18 protein-coding genes are annotated in these 18,471 nt (G+C 42.4%); 17 read left to right on the top strand and 1 reads right to left on the bottom strand.

The window, feature by feature from the left end; genetic code table 11:
* The first annotated feature begins 71 nt into the window (after positions 1-71).
* The 16 genes from accB (at position 72) to C4B60_RS04655 (ending at position 15,986) form a co-directional block, all read left to right on the top strand.
* Complete coding sequence (gene accB / locus C4B60_RS04730; protein ID WP_104056864.1) at positions 72-566, top strand: acetyl-CoA carboxylase biotin carboxyl carrier protein; 495 nt, start codon at positions 72-74, stop codon at positions 564-566.
* Between the two features lie 15 nt (positions 567-581).
* Complete coding sequence (accC, locus tag C4B60_RS04725) at positions 582-1,940, top strand: acetyl-CoA carboxylase biotin carboxylase subunit (protein ID WP_104056863.1); 1,359 nt, start codon at positions 582-584, stop codon at positions 1,938-1,940.
* An 18-nt stretch (positions 1,941-1,958) separates the two neighbouring features.
* The gene (locus C4B60_RS04720) at positions 1,959-2,372 is read left to right on the top strand and encodes an Asp23/Gls24 family envelope stress response protein (RefSeq protein ID WP_104056862.1); all 414 of its coding nucleotides are present in this window, start codon (positions 1,959-1,961) and stop codon (positions 2,370-2,372) included.
* A gap of 150 nt (positions 2,373-2,522) precedes the next feature.
* A complete protein-coding gene (nusB, locus tag C4B60_RS04715) occupies positions 2,523-2,924 on the top strand; it encodes a transcription antitermination factor NusB (RefSeq protein WP_104056861.1) in 402 nt (133 codons plus the stop codon).
* 22 nt (positions 2,925-2,946) lie between these two features.
* Positions 2,947-3,801, top strand: a complete 855-nt coding sequence (gene folD / locus C4B60_RS04710) for a bifunctional methylenetetrahydrofolate dehydrogenase/methenyltetrahydrofolate cyclohydrolase FolD (protein WP_104056860.1) — start codon at positions 2,947-2,949, stop codon at positions 3,799-3,801.
* Positions 3,802-3,894: 93 nt separating this feature from the next.
* A complete protein-coding gene (gene xseA, locus C4B60_RS04705; protein ID WP_104056859.1) occupies positions 3,895-5,244 on the top strand; it encodes an exodeoxyribonuclease VII large subunit in 1,350 nt (449 codons plus the stop codon).
* Entirely contained in the window at positions 5,244-5,483 is a 240-nt protein-coding gene (gene xseB / locus C4B60_RS04700; RefSeq protein WP_104056858.1) for an exodeoxyribonuclease VII small subunit, read from the top strand. The genes xseA and xseB overlap by 1 nt, the downstream gene beginning before the upstream one ends.
* Complete coding sequence (locus C4B60_RS04695) at positions 5,480-6,358, top strand: polyprenyl synthetase family protein (RefSeq protein ID WP_209020060.1); 879 nt, start codon at positions 5,480-5,482, stop codon at positions 6,356-6,358. Before xseB ends, C4B60_RS04695 begins: the two co-directional genes overlap by 4 nt.
* 663 nt (positions 6,359-7,021) lie before the next feature.
* Positions 7,022-7,627: a hypothetical protein gene (locus C4B60_RS04690; protein WP_104056856.1), complete on the top strand. Its 606-nt coding sequence runs from the start codon at positions 7,022-7,024 to the stop codon at positions 7,625-7,627.
* A gap of 25 nt (positions 7,628-7,652) precedes the next feature.
* Positions 7,653-9,545, top strand: a complete 1,893-nt coding sequence (gene dxs, locus C4B60_RS04685) for a 1-deoxy-D-xylulose-5-phosphate synthase (protein WP_104057260.1) — start codon at positions 7,653-7,655, stop codon at positions 9,543-9,545.
* A gap of 2 nt (positions 9,546-9,547) precedes the next feature.
* Positions 9,548-10,375, top strand: a complete 828-nt coding sequence (locus tag C4B60_RS04680; RefSeq protein ID WP_104056855.1) for a TlyA family RNA methyltransferase — start codon at positions 9,548-9,550, stop codon at positions 10,373-10,375.
* Between the two features lie 194 nt (positions 10,376-10,569).
* Positions 10,570-11,019: a transcriptional regulator AhrC/ArgR gene (gene ahrC / locus C4B60_RS04675; protein WP_104057259.1), complete on the top strand. Its 450-nt coding sequence runs from the start codon at positions 10,570-10,572 to the stop codon at positions 11,017-11,019.
* A gap of 18 nt (positions 11,020-11,037) precedes the next feature.
* The gene (recN, locus tag C4B60_RS04670) at positions 11,038-12,750 is read left to right on the top strand and encodes a DNA repair protein RecN (RefSeq protein WP_104056854.1); all 1,713 of its coding nucleotides are present in this window, start codon (positions 11,038-11,040) and stop codon (positions 12,748-12,750) included.
* A gap of 255 nt (positions 12,751-13,005) precedes the next feature.
* The gene (spoIVB, locus tag C4B60_RS04665) at positions 13,006-14,061 is read left to right on the top strand and encodes a SpoIVB peptidase (protein WP_167578576.1); all 1,056 of its coding nucleotides are present in this window, start codon (positions 13,006-13,008) and stop codon (positions 14,059-14,061) included.
* Between the two features lie 257 nt (positions 14,062-14,318).
* Positions 14,319-15,104, top strand: a complete 786-nt coding sequence (gene spo0A / locus C4B60_RS04660) for a sporulation transcription factor Spo0A (protein ID WP_104056852.1) — start codon at positions 14,319-14,321, stop codon at positions 15,102-15,104.
* Positions 15,105-15,251: 147 nt separating this feature from the next.
* The gene (locus tag C4B60_RS04655) at positions 15,252-15,986 is read left to right on the top strand and encodes a glycerophosphodiester phosphodiesterase (RefSeq protein ID WP_167578575.1); all 735 of its coding nucleotides are present in this window, start codon (positions 15,252-15,254) and stop codon (positions 15,984-15,986) included.
* 59 nt (positions 15,987-16,045) lie between these two features.
* Here the strand turns inward: C4B60_RS04655 and C4B60_RS04650 are convergent, their stop codons facing one another.
* Complete coding sequence (locus C4B60_RS04650) at positions 16,046-16,285, bottom strand: DUF2627 domain-containing protein (RefSeq protein ID WP_104056850.1); 240 nt, start codon at positions 16,283-16,285, stop codon at positions 16,046-16,048.
* 130 nt (positions 16,286-16,415) lie between these two features.
* Between C4B60_RS04650 and C4B60_RS04645 the strand changes: the two genes are divergently transcribed.
* Positions 16,416-18,467 carry a sigma-54 interaction domain-containing protein gene (locus C4B60_RS04645; RefSeq protein WP_104056849.1) on the top strand — a complete coding sequence of 684 codons (2,052 nt, stop codon included), beginning with the start codon at positions 16,416-16,418 and terminating at the stop codon, positions 18,465-18,467.
* Positions 18,468-18,471: the final 4 nt, after the last annotated feature.

Genomic DNA, 18,471 nt, shown 5'->3' with positions numbered 1-18,471 from the left:
CAAGCAAGATGTTATCGTATGATATTAGGAGCTACTGCTAATTACAATTAAACGGCCAAGGAGTGTCAACTATGTTAAAAGTACAAGAGATTAGAGAACTTATTAAACTTATTGATCAGTCATCCATTGATGAATTTACCTATGAACATGACGGCGGAAAAATCAAATTAAAAAAGCAGGTGCAATCAGCTCAGAGCGAGCCTAAGCATGCACCAGCCCCGGTCAAAGCACCCCAGCCGGAACCGCCAACAGCAGTTGAAGCTGATAATACACCAGCCGCATCCACGCAGGCTGCGTCTCAGGAAAAACCAGCTGCATCAGCAGAGGGAACTGCAGAGATTAAATCTCCAATGGTCGGGACATTTTATCATGCGTCTTCACCGGATGCAGAACCTTTTGTTAAGGTTGGCTCAAAAATCAGTGAAGATTCAACCGTTTGCATTGTTGAAGCAATGAAGCTTTTCAATGAGATTGAAGCAGAGGTTGCAGGTGAGATTGTTGAGATCTTAGTTAAAGACGGCCAGCTGGTAGAATACGGACAACCACTTTTTCTTGTAAAGGAATAGTTAGGAGAGAATACCATGATCAGAAAAGTACTCATTGCCAATCGAGGAGAAATAGCTGTACGGGTTATCCGGGCATGTCAGGAAATGAACATAGAAACCGTCGCGGTATATTCAGAAGCAGACAAGGAAGCATTGCATGTACAAATGGCAGATGAAGCCCTCTGTATTGGGCCTAAATCATCTAAAGACAGCTATTTGAATTTTACTAACGTTATTAGCGCAGCAAAATTAACAGGAGCAGATGCGATTCATCCTGGCTACGGGTTTTTAGCTGAGAATGTTGATTTTGCAGAGCTTTGCCGTGAATGCAATATTATTTTTATCGGCCCAAGTCCTGAAGCCATTTCCAAAATGGGAACAAAGGATGTTGCCAGGGAAACCATGCGCGAAGCAGGAGTTCCGATCGTTCCAGGGTCTAAAGGGATTATTAAGACAGCTGAAGATGCATTAGCACTTGCTGAAGATATGGGCTATCCGGTTATTATTAAAGCAACAGCCGGTGGCGGAGGCAAGGGAATCCGGGTGGCAAAAACGGAAGCAGAATTGCTGAAGGGTATAAAAATTACACAGCAGGAAGCGGAGACAGCTTTTGGGAATCCGGGTGTGTACATAGAGAAGTATATTGAAGATTTTCGTCATGTGGAAATACAGGTTATGGCTGATAACCATGGTTCAGTTATTCACCTTGGTGAAAGAGACTGCTCCATTCAGCGCAGACTCCAAAAACTGCTTGAAGAAACACCTTCCCCTGCGCTCGATCAGGGAATCAGAGCCCAAATGGGAGAAGCGGCTGTTAAAGCTGCAAAAGCTGTTAATTATACAGGAGCGGGGACTGTCGAGTTTATTTACGATCACCGTCAGCAATCCTTCTACTTTATGGAGATGAACACGCGAATCCAGGTAGAGCATCCGGTTACAGAAATGGTAACCGGTGTGGATTTAATTAAAGAGCAGATCCTCGTTGCTTCCGGAGAAGAACTGAGTCTGTCGCAAGAGGATGTTACCTTTAGCGGATGGTCAATTGAATGCCGTATTAATGCAGAAAATCCGGAAAAGAATTTTATGCCGTCAGCCGGAAAGATTGAAATGTATCTTCCTCCGGGCGGTTTAGGCGTAAGAATCGATTCTGCTGCATATCCTGGATATATAATACCTCCTTTTTATGATTCAATGATTGCAAAAGTCATTACCCATGGTGCTACGAGGGATGAAGCAATTGCTAAAATGAAAAGGGCTCTTAATGAATTTGTGATTGAAGGGGTTCATACGACAATTCCATTTCATCTTCGTTTGCTTGACCATGAAACGTTTGTCGGGGGAGACTTTAACACAAAATTCCTTGAAACCTATGATATTATGGCTAAAAAGGACTAAAATAGGAGGTCTATTGCAATGGCAGAGAATCAACCGCAACTTTTACAAATGAACAGCTTAGAGCAAAATCAGCTGGGTAAAATTGAAATTGCGCCTGAGGTAATTGAAGTTATCGCAGGAATTGCTGCATCTGAAGTAGAAGGCATTGCTCAGATGAGAGGCAACTTTGCATCCGGTGTAGTGGAGCGTCTTGGTAAGAAAAATCACGGGAAAGGGGTAAAAGTGGAACTTGGAGAGGACGGAATTGTGCTGGATGTGTATTGCACAATCAAGTTTGGTTTCTCTATTCCATCAGTAGCCCAGAAAATTCAGGATAATATCCGCCAGACTCTTAAAAATATGACAGCTTTGCTTGCTGAAGAAGTTAATATACATGTGGTGGGCATTCAATTTGATTCTCAAAAGCTCGAACAGGAAGAAGCAGATCTATAAGTTGGAGCAGATGCATGAAAGTGCATCTGTTTTTTTATTTTTTAGAAAATAATGATTAGGCCAGGTTTGGTTAGTCGCTGCGGGAATTTTGTGCTATGATCTTTTTATGACATGGAAACTTACGTAATTAGTGAAGGAGTTTAAAAAGAAATGAAAAGAAGAACGGCTCGAGAAAAGGCGCTCCAGGCTCTTTTTCAAATGGACATGAATGAGATGGAGCCCCTTGAGGCTATCGAAAACGTAATGGAAGATGAAGAGAAGGATTCATATCTTGAATCTTTGGTGCTGGGTGTAAAAGAACATAAAGAGGAAATTGACCAGCTTATTCAAGCTCATCTCGAACGCTGGAAAATGGAACGGCTGGCGAGAGTTGATCTGAACATTCTTCGGGTAGCGCTTTTTGAGCTCATTTATAAAAAAGAAGATGTACCTCAAAATGTGGTGCTAAACGAAGCAGTTGAAATTTCCAAGCGATTCGGTGATGAAAAATCAAGTAAATTCGTGAATGGGATCTTATCTAAACTCTTAGATACATTGAATTCACGGGATTAAAATCACGGGAGGCAATACGTTTATGACCGCAGCAATTATTGACGGCAAAAAGATATCTGAAGAAATCCGCAGTTCTATAAAAAAAAGGGTAGACCTTCTGAAAGAAAATGGAGTAACGCCAGGCCTTGCTGTTGTGTTAGTAGGGGATAACCAGGCTTCAAAAACCTATGTATCCATGAAACAAAAAGCATGTGAAAAGATCGGCATGCATTCTGTTCTGATTACACTCGACAGCGGGCTAACCCAGGAGGAGCTGCTTGAAAAAGTAGATGAGCTCAATCATGACAGCTCTATTCACGGAATACTGGTACAGCTGCCACTGCCTTCACATATTGATGAACTGACAGTGATTGAAGCGATCAATCCTTCTAAGGATGTTGATGGGTTTCATCCAATTAATGCCGGCAGATTGATGACGGGGGGAGACGCTTTTGTTCCGTGTACCCCTTATGGAATTATAGAGATGCTTAAACATCAAGATGTTGAACTTTCCGGTAAACATGCGGTAATTGTAGGAAGAAGCAATATTGTCGGAAAACCAATGGGACAGCTCCTGCTTAAGGAACATGCAACTGTTACGTATTGCCATTCAAGAACAAAAGATTTGGCTTATCATACCAGACAGGCAGATATCCTGATTGCTGCTGTAGGAGTAATCAAACTGATAACCGCTGATCACATTAAAGAGGGCGTTGTTATTATTGACGTAGGGATGAACCGTGACGAGAACGGAAAGCTTTGCGGGGATGTTGATTTTGAAGATTGTCTGCAAAAAGCAGCCGCGATCACACCTGTCCCAGGAGGGGTCGGTCCTATGACTATTACCATGCTTCTGGCTAATACCGTCCAATCTGCAGAGCGTTTCTTATCTAAATAACAATTGATAGAAAAGGAGCCGGCTCAGATTTTGAGCCTGCTCCTTTTTAAGACTGAACACTGCCAGTTATTCAAAAACAAAGGAAGTGATAGCATGAACGATCCAAAATATTTGACCGTTCAAGCTCTGACTAAATACATAAAAAGAAAATTTGATGCAGATCCTCACCTGTCAAACCTTTTTATTAAAGGTGAAATTTCAAACTTTAAACGTCATTCGAGCGGACATTGTTATTTTACTCTAAAGGATGATAAAGCTAGGATCCTTGCTGTAATGTTTCAAGCAAACAGCAGCAGGCTTAAATTTCAGCCGGAAAATGGCATGATGGTGCTGGTAACAGCAGATGCATCAGTGTATGAGGCGTCCGGACAATACCAGCTTTATGTAAAATCGATGGAGCCTGAGGGAATAGGTGCACTGTTTTTAGCTTATGAACAGCTGAAGGAAAAGCTGTCAAAGGAAGGCCTATTTGACCCTGCAGGAAAAAAAACGCTGCCTCCGTTTCCCCAAACAATAGGAGTTGTAACCTCCCCGACCGGCGCAGTGATCAGGGATATTATTACGACCATTGAGCGAAGATATCCGATCGCAAAAGTGAAGCTTTATCCTGCATCGGTCCAGGGGGATAAGGCTGTTCAAAGCATCGTACAAGCTATGGATCTGGCTTCAAAAGATTCCTCGCTTGACCTTCTCATTATCGGCAGAGGAGGAGGATCAATTGAAGAACTTTGGTCCTTTAATGAAGAAAAAGTGGCTCGCAGAATTGCGGGTTTTGGAATCCCTGTGATTTCAGCTGTCGGACATGAAACAGATACAACTATCGCTGATTTTGCTGCTGACCGGCGGGCACCAACCCCCACTGCTGCAGCGGAAATGGCAGTTCCGCATATCGATGAAGTAAGAGAACGTCTTTTGACGAAGGAAATAAGAAATACAAGGGCGATGAATGAGTTTTTGAATGTTAAAAGGCATCAGTTATCCCTTCTTTCCGGCTCAATGGTATTTAAAAAGCCTGAAAGATTATATCAGCAGCAGATGGAAAGGCTTGACCGGCTGTCCTCTCAATTAAGGAGGGAGCTTTACCAGGCGACTGATACACGCAGGGAGGCTTGGAAAAGTCTGGACAGACGTCTTCAAAGAATGCATCCTGAGCAGCTGCTGATTCGTCAGAATGAACGATTAGCACACCTTAACCGTTCGATTCAATACAGGATGAACGAAGTGCTAAAGCAAAATCAGTCTCAGTTTAATGGCATCTTATCAACTCTTGAAGCACTCAGTCCGCTTAGAATTATGAAAAGAGGCTACAGTTTGGTGTATGATAAAGAAAACCGTCTAATTAAAGATGACTCTACGGTTTCGGCTGGGGAGCAAATAAAAGTGGCTCTTTCAACTAAAGAGCTATGGTGTGAGGTTAATGAAGTCAAGGAGCGTGAAAAGTAATGCCTGAAAAAAAACAAATTACATTTGAAGAAGCAATGAATCAGCTAGAATCAATTGTTACAAAGCTTGAAGAGGGCGATGTTCCCTTAGAAGAAGCGTTATCCATTTATCAAAAAGGGGTTGAGCTTTCTAAGCTTTGCCATGATAAGCTTCAGCGGGCAGAGAAACAAATGGCTACAGTGATAACAGAAGAAGGAGAAAAGCCGCTCTCTATTCAAGATGAGGATTCTACATCATGACGGAGCTTCAGTCATTTATAAAAACGTATAAAGATATGGTTGAATCTGTAATGGTTGACGAAATAGACCGCCTTAAGGCACCTCTTTCATTAAAAAAATCCATGCACTATTCTTTAACAGCGGGAGGGAAAAGAATCCGTCCAATTCTGATGCTTGCAGTGATGAGCGCGTTTGGTGCAGATTGTTCAAAAGGGGTGAAAGCCGCTGCTGCAATTGAAATGGTTCACACCTACTCGCTTATCCATGATGACCTTCCTAGCATGGATGATGATGATCTTCGAAGAGGGAAGCCGACCAACCATAAAGTCTACGGGGAAGCGTTAGCTATTCTCGCAGGCGACGCCTTATTGACTCATAGCTTTTACCTCCTTTCAACCAGTCCCTTTACAGACCGGCAGAAGCTTGAACTGATATCTTCTCTTTCTCTTAGAGCGGGAGCTGAAGGAATGGTAGGCGGCCAGGTTGCAGATATTGAAGGGGAAAATACACAATTGACGGCGGATGAACTTGAGTCCATTCACTTGCGGAAAACAGGCCTACTGCTTCAGTTTTCAGTTAGTGCAGGCAGTATTATGAGCGGTGTTACTGAAGAACAGCAGAGAAAGCTTGAGGATTATGCTCTTCATATCGGCCTGGCTTTTCAAATTCGTGATGATGTACTTGATGTTGAAGGGAACGAAATTGAGATCGGAAAACCTGTGGGAAGTGATGAATCACGCAACAAAAGCACTTATCCTGCGCTATTAGGAATGCAGGGAGCAAAAGAAAAGCTAAGTCAGCATCTCCATCTGGCGAAAGCTGCTTTAGAAGATCTTCCGTTACAAAATAATCTGCTTCATGAACTTGCAGACATGGTTGTCAATCGCACTTCATAAGCATTAAAGAATAAAATAAAGCTAATTTATGTTATAATCGTTTTCAGGGTGGTGCAGTATTCTAGTCAGTCTGCCGATTCCGAAGGTGGGCCTAAAAATCCACTAAAGGGCATATCGATGAAGTTCCTGGTCTTGGCTTGAGGCGCCCAGCTTTGGGCTTTTTCCGGGAGTAAGGTTTTCGGGCGATCCACAATGGCATGTGGGCGATGACCCGCAAACCGCGGAGGCTTTCGTTCTTTAGCTGGCAAACGCATATGCGTAAAGACGATTGTATAAACCTGCGGAAGTGATGACAATCATCCGCAGCGTAGCCTGCCTTGAGTGGAGTTAGAGGGGATTGCGGTTATAGAGAACACATTAGTTGGCCATTAATATGTTCTTTTCCGTCCGCATGAAATCTTCTCTGCAAAAGAGGATAAGGAATCTAGTGTTAGGCTGTTGAGGAAATCTCCTAGACTGTCGCAAGGCTGCATGATTGAGGGATTACAGTACGGACTAAGTGGCAATCCAGTCCGGCAAATGGTGACATTGCCGAGATTGATTTAAAGGGAAACCGCTGGGATGGCAACAACCAGTACTGATCTGGGAAAACCTACTGGACCTAAGCCGTAATTTTTACTTCAATCATGACCCCCATATTATTAGATTGGTGTGTACATAAAGATGCGAAGCTTTTTACATAAATCATTAAAATGGAGTATAAGTATAGCCGTTATCACTGCTGTGTTAGCGGCTATTTTTTCACTGGCATCCACAAGCGTTCTAAACCAGGTAGACTGGACAGTTGGCCTGCTGGTGGTCCTTGCCATTGTTGTGATCGGGGTATTTTTTGATATGCTCGGCATTGCAGCAACTGCCGCCGATGAAAAACCGTACCACTCGATGGCTTCAAATAAAGTATATGGTGCTCGCCATTCCATCCGCATTGTACGAAATGCGGATCGTTTTGCGAGCTTTTGTAATGATGTAATTGGTGATATTGCGGGTATAATAAGTGGAGCGGCCGCAACGATTGTTATTATTCAGCTTGCTCAGGATTTTCAAACAGGAACGAGTTCTGTTCTGGAAAATTCTCTTAATATCGGTTTAACGAGTATTATTGCTGCTCTGACAGTTGGTGGGAAGGCAATCGGGAAGTCAATTGCGATACAATTTTCACGGGATATCATCTTTCAAGTCGGCAAAACTCTACAATTTCTTGAGGAAAAGCTACATATTGTTATAATAAAGGATACAAAGAAAAATAAAACGAAAAAACAGGACAACTGAATCTGGATGAAAGTGAGTGATCCAAATGGATGTTTCAATGATAAAGGATCCGTCCGTATTAAAAGACATGAATAAAGCAGAGCTCGAGAGTCTAAGTGAGGACATTCGACAATTTCTGATCGGAAATCTTTCTGCTACCGGAGGACATATAGGCCCAAACCTGGGAGTAGTTGAATTAACGCTGGCATTGCATAAGCATTTTGATAGCCCTAAAGACAAGCTCCTATGGGATGTAGGCCATCAATCATATGTTCATAAAATACTGACCGGCAGAGGAGACCAGTTTGACACGCTCCGTCAGTTTAAAGGACTTTGCGGCTTTCCTAAAATGATTGAAAGCGAGCATGATGTATGGGAGACGGGGCATAGCTCTACCTCTTTATCCGCAGCAATGGGGATGGCAATCGCGCGCGATATTAAAGGAGAGTCCAATTATGTTGTGCCAATTATAGGAGACGGTGCTTTAACAGGCGGTATGGCGCTTGAAGCATTAAACCATATTGGCCATGAGAAAAAAGACATTACCGTTATCTTAAATGATAATGAAATGTCCATAGCGCCAAATGTAGGCGCTCTCCATAGTGTATTGGGACGTTTGCGTACTGCTGGAAAATATAATAAGGCCAAAGATGAGCTTGAGTATTTATTAAAGAAGATCCCTGCAGTAGGCGGAAAGCTTGCATCAACTGCTGAACGCGTAAAAGACAGCTTAAAATATCTGCTGGTTTCGGGAGTTTTCTTTGAAGAATTAGGATTTACGTATCTGGGTCCTGTAGACGGACACAATTTTGATGAGCTCGAAGAAAATATTCAATATGCTAAGAAAACAAAAGGACCTGTCTTATTACATGTTATTACAAAAAAAGGAAAAGGGTTTAATCCTGCTGAAACGGATAAAATCGGAACGTGGCACGGCACTGGCCCCTATAAAATTGATACTGGAGATTTAATTAAATCAAATTCTAAAGCGCCAGGCTGGAGTGCCCTTGTAAGCGAAACGGTGAGGAATCTGGCAAGAGAAGATGATCGAATTGTTGCAGTTACCCCGGCTATGCCTGTTGGGTCAAAGCTTGAAGGCTTTGCCAGTGAGTTTCCGGACCGGATGTTTGACGTGGGAATTGCTGAACAGCATGCCACAACACTTTCAGCCGGGCTTGCAACTCAAAACATGAAGCCGTTCCTGGCCATTTATTCTACATTTTTGCAGCGTGCTTATGATCAGGTCGTGCATGATATATGCCGCCAGAACTTAAATGTATTTATCGGCATTGACCGTGCAGGACTCGTAGGAGCCGACGGTGAAACACACCAGGGAGTTTTTGATATCGCATTTCTGCGTCATTTGCCGAATATGGTCGTAATGATGCCAAAAGACGAAAATGAAGGTCAGCATATGGTTAATACAGCTATTAGCTATAACGAAGGTCCCATTGCTATGCGTTATCCGAGAGGAAACGGTTTGGGCGTTCCAATGGATAAAGAGCTTACGACCATTCCGATTGGCAGCTGGGAGGTTTTATCAAAGGGAACTGATGCTGTTATCTTAACGTTTGGCACGACGATCCCGATGGCCCAAAGTGCGGCAACGAAATTAGCTGCAAAAGGCATTTCTGCCAGAGTTGTGAATGCCAGATTTATTAAACCGCTGGATGAAGCAATGCTTAAGGATATTTTTGCTGAGGGTCTTCCGATTTTGACCATCGAAGAAGCAGTTCTGCAGGGTGGATTTGGCAGTGCAGTGCTTGAGTTTGCACAAACACAGGGAGCATCTCATGTACAAATCAATCGGATGGGTATTCCGGATCAATTTATTGAGCACGGAAGCGTAGATAAATTATTGGAAGAAATCAATTTAACAGATAATCGTGCAGTAGAAATCATTCAATCGATTGCAGCTGTTAAACAAAAAAGGGCGTAAATATGAAGGTTCAAAAACAACGTGTGGACGTTCTGATGGTCGAACAGGGCCTTGCAGAAACCAGAGAAAAAGCAAAAAGATCAATAATGGCAGGACTTGTGTTCGCCAATGAGGTCCGGTTGGACAAGCCGGGAGAAAAGATCCCCGAGGATACACTTTTAAGTATAAAAGGAAAGGTTCTCCCATATGTAAGCAGGGGAGGATTAAAGCTTGAAAAAGCTTTAACCTCCTTTGATATTGATGTAACAGGAAAAAGAATGATTGACGTAGGTTCTTCTACCGGGGGATTTACTGACTGTGCGCTGCAAAAAGGAGCAGAAATGTCTTATGCAGTCGATGTAGGAAGTAATCAATTGGCATGGAAGCTCAGGCAGGATGAACGGGTAGTTGTAATGGAAAAAACAAATTTCCGTTACCTGACCCCTGACAAGCTGTCAAAAGGATTGCCAAACTTTGCTTCAATTGATGTATCCTTCATTTCCTTAAGGATCATTCTTCCTGTTTTAAAAACACTCCTTGAAGATAATAGTGAGGTAGTAGCACTGGTAAAACCTCAATTTGAAGCAGGACGCGACCAGGTAGGAAAAAAAGGGATTGTGCGGGAAGCATCTATCCATGAAGAGGTGCTGTCGAGAATCGTTCGCTTTGCACAGGATGAAGGCTACCGTATTTCCGGAGTCACGCATTCTCCTATCACTGGGGGAGACGGGAATATAGAATTCTTACTGCATTTAACCTTTACCACCAGCAAGCAGGAAGACTCAATCTCTTCTCCTGATGTTCAGGGGATCGTTAAAGCGGCCCATTCGGAATTAAAATCAAAAATATAAAAAACAGCCAATAGGCTGTTTTTTATTTGCCTTTGGAAGGATACTATGAAAGAACCATCCAAAGTAAAATTTTCATAATGTAACTTCTGCGGTAAGAACTCAAACATTCTCCTTTTGTTGTACAAATGAAAGGATTTACGGTAGGATTAATCTATATGCATAATTATTCATTGAAAAATGGAGTGGAGAAAATGATTAATAAAGGGCAGCGTCATATTAAAATAAGAGAAATCGTTGTAAACAATGATATTGAAACCCAGGATGAGCTTGTCGACCAGCTGAAAAATGCCGGTTTTCCTGTAACTCAGGCGACTATTTCAAGAGATATTAAAGAGCTGCATTTAGTGAAGGTGCCGCTGATTGATGGCCGCTACAAATACAGCCTTCCGGCAGATCAGCGGTTTAATCCGCTGCAAAAGCTGAAACGCACATTGACAGATGCTTTTGTCCGCATAGACGGGGCAGGTAATCTGCTGGTTATGAAAACTCTTCCGGGAAATGCAAACGCTATCGGCGCATTAATTGATAATCTTGACTGGGATGAAATTATGGGAACTATTTGCGGGGATGATACGTGTTTGATTATTTGTAAAAGTGAAGAAGATACAAGCATCATTTCACAGCGTTTTATCGATATGCTGTAAAAGTTGAGGTGAATTAGATTGCTACAGGAGCTATCCATTCGAAATTTTGCCATTATTGATGAACTTGCGCTCTCCCTTGAGGAGGGGTTAACGGTTTTAACTGGAGAAACTGGTGCAGGAAAATCGATTATTATCGATGCAGTCCAGCTTCTCGTGGGAGGAAGAGGGTCCTCTGAATTTGTCCGCCATGGAGAAAAGAAAGCAGAAATCGAAGGTATTTTTACGATTGAAAAAGGACATCCGTGTTATTTGAAGTGTGCTGATTTAGGAATTGACATTGAAGATGGAATGATTTTGTTAAAGCGGGATATTTCACAGACGGGAAAAAGCGCCTGCCGGATCAATGGAAAGCTTGTTACGATTGCCATTTTAAGAGAAGTCGGTGCTACACTTATTGATGTTCATGGTCAGCATGAAAGCCAGGAATTAATGGATGAAAACAGGCATTTAAACCTTCTGGACCAATTTGGAGGGCAGGAAATAAAGCCTGCAAAAGCTGCTTATTCAGAGCTTTATGAGGAATACGAAGCCGTTCAGAGGCAAATAAGAGCTCTCTCAGAAAATGAACAGCAAATGGCTCACCGGCTTGACCTGCTGCAGTTTCAATTTAATGAAATCGAACAAGCTGCGCTGGAAATTGAGGAAGACAGCCAGTTGTTGGAAGAAAAAAGCAGACTCGTTAATTTTGAACGTTTATTCAGCTCACTCCAAACAGCCTACGATTCCCTTCAGGGAGAACAAAAAGGTCTCGACTGGACGGGACTGGCGATGTCGAATATTGAAGATGCTGCTGAAATTGATGCAACACTTGCTCCAACAAGTGAATCAATCGCGAACAGCTTTTATTTATTAGAGGAAGCAAGCAATTCGATCAGGCATCAGCTCGATGCGCTGGAATATGATCCTGACCGTCTTCAAGTCATTGACGACCGCCTGAATGAAATTAATCAGTTAAAACGAAAATACGGAAATTCAATAACTGAAATTGTCCAGTTCGCTGCAACAATTGAAGAGGAAATTGAGTCCATTACTAATCGGGAGTCAACGATTAAAGATTTAGAAAAAAGGCGGGCGTCGATTACAGAGGATCTGTCGCTTGAAGCAGACAATCTTTCTTCAGTAAGGAAGAAATGGGCACAGATGCTAACAGATGAAATCCATGGTCAGCTGCAGGCTCTTCATATGAATAAGGCGGTTTTTGAGGTTTACTTTCATGGAGCTCAAGGAAGTGCCGGGGAGCGCCAGCTGAATTTTAAAAAGGATGGTACCGACAGCGTGGAATTTTATATCTCGACAAATCCCGGGGAGCCGTTAAAGCCATTAACGAAGGTTGCCTCAGGCGGTGAAATTTCCAGAATCATGCTGGCGTTAAAAACCATTTTTTCAAAACACCAGGGAATTACGTCCATTATTTTTGATGAAGTGGATACCGGTGTCAGCGGAAGGGTTGCCCAGGCGATTGCCGAAAAAATTTATGCTGTTTCTGTTCATTCACAGGTGCTCTGTATTTCTCATTTGCCGCAGGTAGCAGCTATAAGTGACCGCCATTTATTTATTTCCAAGGAAGTAAAAAATGATCGCACGATTACACATGTTCTGCCTCTTGAAGAAAAGGACAGAGTGCAGGAAATCAGCCGGATGATCTCGGGAGTGGAAATTACTGACTTAACACTCAGCCATGCAAAAGAGCTGCTTGATCTTGCCCACTCCATTAAAAAGACGACGGTTTAAGTGTCTGCTTGCGCTTTTAATGTATCCAGCTTCAGGCGCTAGCTCCTCGAGTCATAAGCCACCCTGCCCAGAAGGCAAAAAGCGCCTTCTTGTGCAGGTCGTCTTATGCTTGTCGGAGCTGAACGAGCGCCTTCCGCTTTTAATAGTAAAGTCATCCATTTACGGATGGCTTTTTATTTTTTTCTAGGTGATAATTCTGTCTGATTTCGCTCACATTAAGAAGGTACTCGGCAGTCTTAGAAGGGGGAGAAAATGATGAGCTTTAAAAAGATTTTAGTTATTTTAAGCATAAATATGCTGTTGTTGTTCCCTTCAATGGACGAAACGATGCATGCTTCATCTGTAAAATTAATTCCTGGCGGTCAATCGATAGGGATTTCTCTTGAAACTAAAGGGGTAATGATTGTTGGGTTTCATTCTGTTAATGAACCTTCAGTTGAGGATGCACCTGCGTCCAAGGCCGGTCTTGAGGTAGGGGACACATTAACCAAAATCAATGGAGTCCCGGTATCAACGGCTTCTGATCTTTCCCAGGTTCTTTCACAGCAGTCCAAAAATAGTAAGACGATTCAGCTGGAGATTGAACGGGAAGGAAGGGTTAAGCAAATAACGGTAACACCATCTTATAACGCAGAAGGCAGCCCGCAATTAGGATTATATGTTCGTCATCATACGCAGGGGATTGGCACGGTTTCTTATATTGACCCCGATACAGGTCAATTTGGAGCGCTTGGTCATGTTGTAGCCGATGCGGACACTAAACGGGCCGTGGAAATAAGAAAGGGTTCTGTTCTTCAAACCCATATTGATGGCATTCAAAAAGGAATATCAGGAAAGCCCGGCGGGAAAATCGCTATATTTTCTAAAAGTGATCCCATTCTCGGGTCTGTTACCCGCAATTCCCAATACGGCATTTTTGGCAAGCTTCAGGAAGTACCCTCCCACGCATTATTTCAATCACCTTTAACCGTTGCAAAGCAGTCAGAAATTATCGAAGGAAAGGCTGAGATGCTTACGGTTCTTCAGGATAATACGATTGAACGCTTTGGTATTGAAATTGTCCGCGCAAAAACGCAGGCTCCCGGAGGAATTACGGGAATGCTTATTAAAATCACGGATAAAGAACTGATTGACCAAACCGGCGGAATTATCCAGGGAATGAGCGGCAGTCCCATTATACAAAATGGAAAGTTGGTCGGCGCTGTTACGCATGTATTAGTTCACGATCCAACCTCAGGATACGCGCTTACCATTGAGGAAATGGTGAAACAGAGCGGACAAACATCGATTCAGCAAAAACAGGCGTCTTAGTACGCCTGTTTTCTTATTTATGTAAAATAAGAAAATATTCACCTAGCACATTCCTCTAATGCGTGTTAAACTTTACATATAAGCCATTCGACAGAATGTCTAAAAATGTTGAAATATAGCGTAAATAACAGTAAGCTGAAGGAATATTGAGAAAAGAAGGGTTTTCTTAAAAAATTTTTAAATGGCAAAGGGTTTTCGCAAGCAAGGTCGAATTTTATTAGGGGTAAAGATTTCTTAAATCGGGGAGGACGTATAGAGTGGACAAAATTAAAGTGTGTATAGTGGATGATAACAGAGAGCTTGTGGCAACTTTGGAACAGTTTATTTCAAATCAGCCAGACATGGAGGTTGTGGCGACTGCATATAACGGACAGGATTGTCTGGAGGTTCTTAGTGAAGTCGAGGTGGATGTGTGCCTTCTTGATATTATTATGCCACATATTGATGGCTTAAACGTTCTTGAAAGAATGCGTCAAATGGAGCTCCCTAAGTATCCCCATGTCATTATGCTGACAGCTTTTGGTCAGGAAGATGTTACGACCAAAGCAGTTGAACTTGGCGCAGCTTATTTTATTTTAAAGCCATTTGACATGGAGAATCTTGTTCAAAATATTCGTCAGGTTAAAGGGAAATCTGTTCAAACACAGGTCAGCACAAAAAGGGTTACCCGGGAATCTTCATCTAAACCTAAAAACCTTGATGCAAGTATAACGGGGATTATTCACGAAATTGGCGTGCCTGCCCACATAAAAGGATATATGTATCTGCGTGAAGCAATCTCAATGGTCTATCATGACATCGATCTTTTAGGCTCCATCACAAAAGTACTTTATCCGGATATCGGAAAAAAATTCAATACTACTGCCTCCCGAGTGGAAAGAGCAATCCGTCATGCTATTGAAGTAGCATGGAACCGGGGAAATGTTGATGCGATCTCAAATTTGTTCGGTTACACCGTCTCAGCTGCCAAGTCCAAGCCTACGAATTCAGAGTTCATTGCAATGGTGGCAGATAAATTACGCCTGGAGCATAAAGCAAGCTGAATAGGACTGTTTGTGAAGAACTTTTCACCGGCTGTTTTAATTTTAAAACCAAGAGACCATTCTTTGAATGGTCTCTTTTTTATGCCGAGTTTTTCTCCTTTATAAAGGGTATGACATAGGATAAGGTATCAAATGGAGTGTGATAATATGACGCAGATTTTTGCTCACCGGGGGGCTTCAGGAATACACCCGGAAAATACAATGAAGGCATTTAAAGAAGCATACAAAGCCGGCTGTGACGGCATTGAACTGGATGTTCAGCGGACTAAAGACGGTGTATTAGTGGTGATTCATGATGAAACTGTTAACCGGACAACAAATGGAAAAGGGATGGTAGGAAAGCTTACCTATAAAGAGATAAGGTCTCTAAATGCAGGATATAACAAAAGAAAGTGGTTTACTCACGATAAAGTGCCAACTCTTGATGAAGTGTTTGAATGGCTCAAAGGAAATAATTTACTGTGTAATGTTGAGTTAAAAACTGACAAAGTAAAGTATCCGGGTCTAGAGGAAGATGTTTTGCAGAAAATTGCACAATACTCACTTAGTGATCGGATGATCTTATCTTCCTTTAATCTTCAGACTCTTATGCGTCTTCACGAGCTGGGTACTTCAATTCCAAAAGCTGCTATTTATTCCAAAAAAGGAGTTAATCCGTCTTTACTCGCCCAAACCACAAACGCAAGTGCCATTCATGCGAACCATAGAGTTATGACTCCTGCCTTGATGGAATCCTGTCAAAGAATGAACATTCAGGTAAGGCTTTATACACTCAATCAGCCTGCTAAGCTTAAAGAATGGATGGAAGCAGGTCTTGCCGGTGTGATTACAGATTATCCGGACCGGGCTTTTAAAGTGAGAAAAGAACTTTTACGCAAATAACCTAAAAACCCCCGTCACTGCACAGGTGAAGGGGGTTTTTGCTTGTGTTGCTGAGATCATTATTTCTGTCTTCTAAAGCGCTCCTGAACTTTATTGTTCTTGCGGTCCCGGCGCAAAAGAAATCCACCGATAAAACCGACTCCAAGCACCATAAAAAGGAATCCAAGTACAAACTGCAGCCACAGTGCAGGGATCCAGGAGGCCTGAAGACCAAATAACATATCTCTCATCAGCTTTATGCCATAACCGGCTAGGATTCCAGGGATTAATAAAATTATTAAGGCAATCATTCGTGACATTATTCAATCTCCTTACAGGTTTCTACACAAACTATGCTTGTTCGAAAAATGATTGTCAAGGAAAAGGCTTTCATGTACAATGAAGGAGCTTGCAAGAAGTTGCGTTACATATAAGAGGGGATGAAAAAAATTGCAAAAAGTGCTGATTGTAGGAGCAGGTCGCGGAGGAACAGCATTATTAAGAGTGATGGCTGAATCTGATGCGTTCCAGGTGTACGCAGTAGTTGATATTAACCCGCAAGCACCAGGGCTTGCACTTGCAAGGTCGCTTTCCATCAAAACGGGCAGGATCTGGCAGGATTATTTGTCTGAAGAAACCGATATTGTTATTGATGTGACTGGCGATCAGCAAACTTTTATAGACTTGCGTAATGCAAGATCCACTCACACAGTCCTAGTGCCTGGAAGTGTTGCTTCACTTATTTATCAGTTATTAACAGAAAAAGAATCACTTATAGATCATATGGAGCACGAATCATTTATCCGGGATTTAATTGTTAATTCAACCCATGATGGCATGATTGGAATTGATGTAGATCACAGAATCGTTTTATTTAATGAAAGAGCTTCCTCCATGGTTGGCATTCCTAAGGAAAAAGCGCTTCATCAATCCATCTATCAGGTAGTGCCTTTGAGCGGTCTTCCGAGAATTATTGAAACCGGCCGCACGGAAAATAACCAGGAGTTAGTTTTGGATAACGGTTTAAAGGTAGTGACAACAAGGATTCCCATGATTAATGACCAGGGTGAAGTTATTGGCGCTTTTGCCGTTTTTAAAGATATTACAGAAGTTGTCAACCTTGCAGAGGAAATGACCAACCTAAAAGAAATTCAAACCATGCTTGAGGCCATCATCCAGTCAAGTGATGATGCGATTTCAGTTGTAGATGAGCACGGCAGGGGAATACTCATAAACAGGGCTTATACAAGACTTACAGGATTAACGGAAAGTGAAGTCATAAACCAGCCGGCTACAGCTGACATTTCTGAAGGCGAAAGTATGCACATGCAGGTGCTCAAAACAAGAAGGCCTGTAAGGGGTGCAAAAATGCTTGTGGGCCCTAAGAAAAGAGAAGTTGTCGTAAATGTAGCTCCTATTATCGTCAACGGCCAGTTAAAGGGGAGCGTCGGGGTTATCCATGATATGTCGGAAATTCAGTCCCTCACCTCAGAGCTTGACCGGGCAAGACGGATTATTCGGACCCTGGAAGCAAAATATACATTTGACGATATTATCGGAAAATCAGATGATATCCAGCTTGTGGTGGGACAGGCAAAATTGGCTGCCAAGACAGCCACGACTGTTTTAATTAGAGGAGAAGCCGGGACAGGTAAAGAATTATTTGCGCATGCAATACATAATGCAAGCGACAGGAAGTTCTATTCATTTGTGCGAATTAATTGTGCCTCTATGCCTGCAGCTTATTTAAAAGAGGCTTTATTCGGAAGTGAGGCCAGCCGGGATAACGGCGAGGAAAAATCGATTAAAAAAGGACTGCTGGAACAGGCAGGTGAAGGAACTGTATTTTTAGATGAAATAGGAGAGCTGAGCCTTGATACTCAAGCTGCTTTACTGGAAGCACTTCACTCCAAGCAAATTATCAGACAAAATGGGGCCAAGCCGGTTCCGTTAAAAGCCAGGATTATTGCTGCTACAAACCATAATTTAGAGCGTGGAATATCAAAAGGACAGTTCTTAGAAGAGCTTTATTACTTATTAAATAAACTACCTATTCAGCTCCCTTCCCTGCGAACTCATAAAATGGATATTCCTGCACTGTGCGACCGGCTTGTGCAAAATCTTAATCAGGCTTTTGGCAGACATGTAAAAGGTGTATCCGCCAATGCGATCAGGCAGCTTATGGATTATTCATGGCCGGGAAACATTCTGGAGCTTGAGAATGTGCTGAGCCGGGCTATGATTTTTATGCAGCATCACGAAAAATTAATCGAGCCCAAACACCTGATCCCTCTCAATGCGAATCATACCAAACCCGATCAGGACGAGCAGAAGGGCACACTTGCTGAACAGCTGGAAAGACTTGAAAAAGAGATTATTGAACGGACATTGGTTAAGCATAAAGGAAACAAAACAGCAGCATCAAAAGAGCTGGATATTTCCATTCGTAACCTATACTATAAAATCGAAAAATATGAGCTTGAAACGGGAAGGAGCGTTTAACTCA

The sequence above is a fragment of the Jeotgalibacillus proteolyticus genome, from assembly GCF_002926065.1.
GTDB lineage: Bacteria > Bacillota > Bacilli > Bacillales > Jeotgalibacillaceae > Jeotgalibacillus > Jeotgalibacillus proteolyticus.
Note: the sequence above shows the minus strand (reverse complement) of the source record. Positions and strands in the feature narration are given on the sequence as shown.

What these genes read in the sequence shown, in the direction of transcription:
- accB (WP_104056864.1), top strand. Translation starts at nt 72, where the DNA reads ATGTTAAAAGTACAAGAGATTAGAGAACTTATTAAACTTATTGATCAG.
- accC (WP_104056863.1), top strand. Translation starts at nt 582, where the DNA reads ATGATCAGAAAAGTACTCATTGCCAATCGAGGAGAAATAGCTGTACGG.
- C4B60_RS04720 (WP_104056862.1), top strand. Translation starts at nt 1,959, where the DNA reads ATGGCAGAGAATCAACCGCAACTTTTACAAATGAACAGCTTAGAGCAA.
- nusB (WP_104056861.1), top strand. Translation starts at nt 2,523, where the DNA reads ATGAAAAGAAGAACGGCTCGAGAAAAGGCGCTCCAGGCTCTTTTTCAA.
- folD (WP_104056860.1), top strand. Translation starts at nt 2,947, where the DNA reads ATGACCGCAGCAATTATTGACGGCAAAAAGATATCTGAAGAAATCCGC.
- xseA (WP_104056859.1), top strand. Translation starts at nt 3,895, where the DNA reads ATGAACGATCCAAAATATTTGACCGTTCAAGCTCTGACTAAATACATA.
- xseB (WP_104056858.1), top strand. Translation starts at nt 5,244, where the DNA reads ATGCCTGAAAAAAAACAAATTACATTTGAAGAAGCAATGAATCAGCTA.
- C4B60_RS04695 (WP_209020060.1), top strand. Translation starts at nt 5,480, where the DNA reads ATGACGGAGCTTCAGTCATTTATAAAAACGTATAAAGATATGGTTGAA.
- C4B60_RS04690 (WP_104056856.1), top strand. Translation starts at nt 7,022, where the DNA reads ATGCGAAGCTTTTTACATAAATCATTAAAATGGAGTATAAGTATAGCC.
- dxs (WP_104057260.1), top strand. Translation starts at nt 7,653, where the DNA reads ATGGATGTTTCAATGATAAAGGATCCGTCCGTATTAAAAGACATGAAT.
- C4B60_RS04680 (WP_104056855.1), top strand. Translation starts at nt 9,548, where the DNA reads ATGAAGGTTCAAAAACAACGTGTGGACGTTCTGATGGTCGAACAGGGC.
- spoIVB (WP_167578576.1), top strand. Translation starts at nt 13,006, where the DNA reads ATGAGCTTTAAAAAGATTTTAGTTATTTTAAGCATAAATATGCTGTTG.
- C4B60_RS04655 (WP_167578575.1), top strand. Translation starts at nt 15,252, where the DNA reads ATGACGCAGATTTTTGCTCACCGGGGGGCTTCAGGAATACACCCGGAA.
- C4B60_RS04650 (WP_104056850.1), bottom strand. Translation starts at nt 16,285, where the DNA reads ATGTCACGAATGATTGCCTTAATAATTTTATTAATCCCTGGAATCCTA.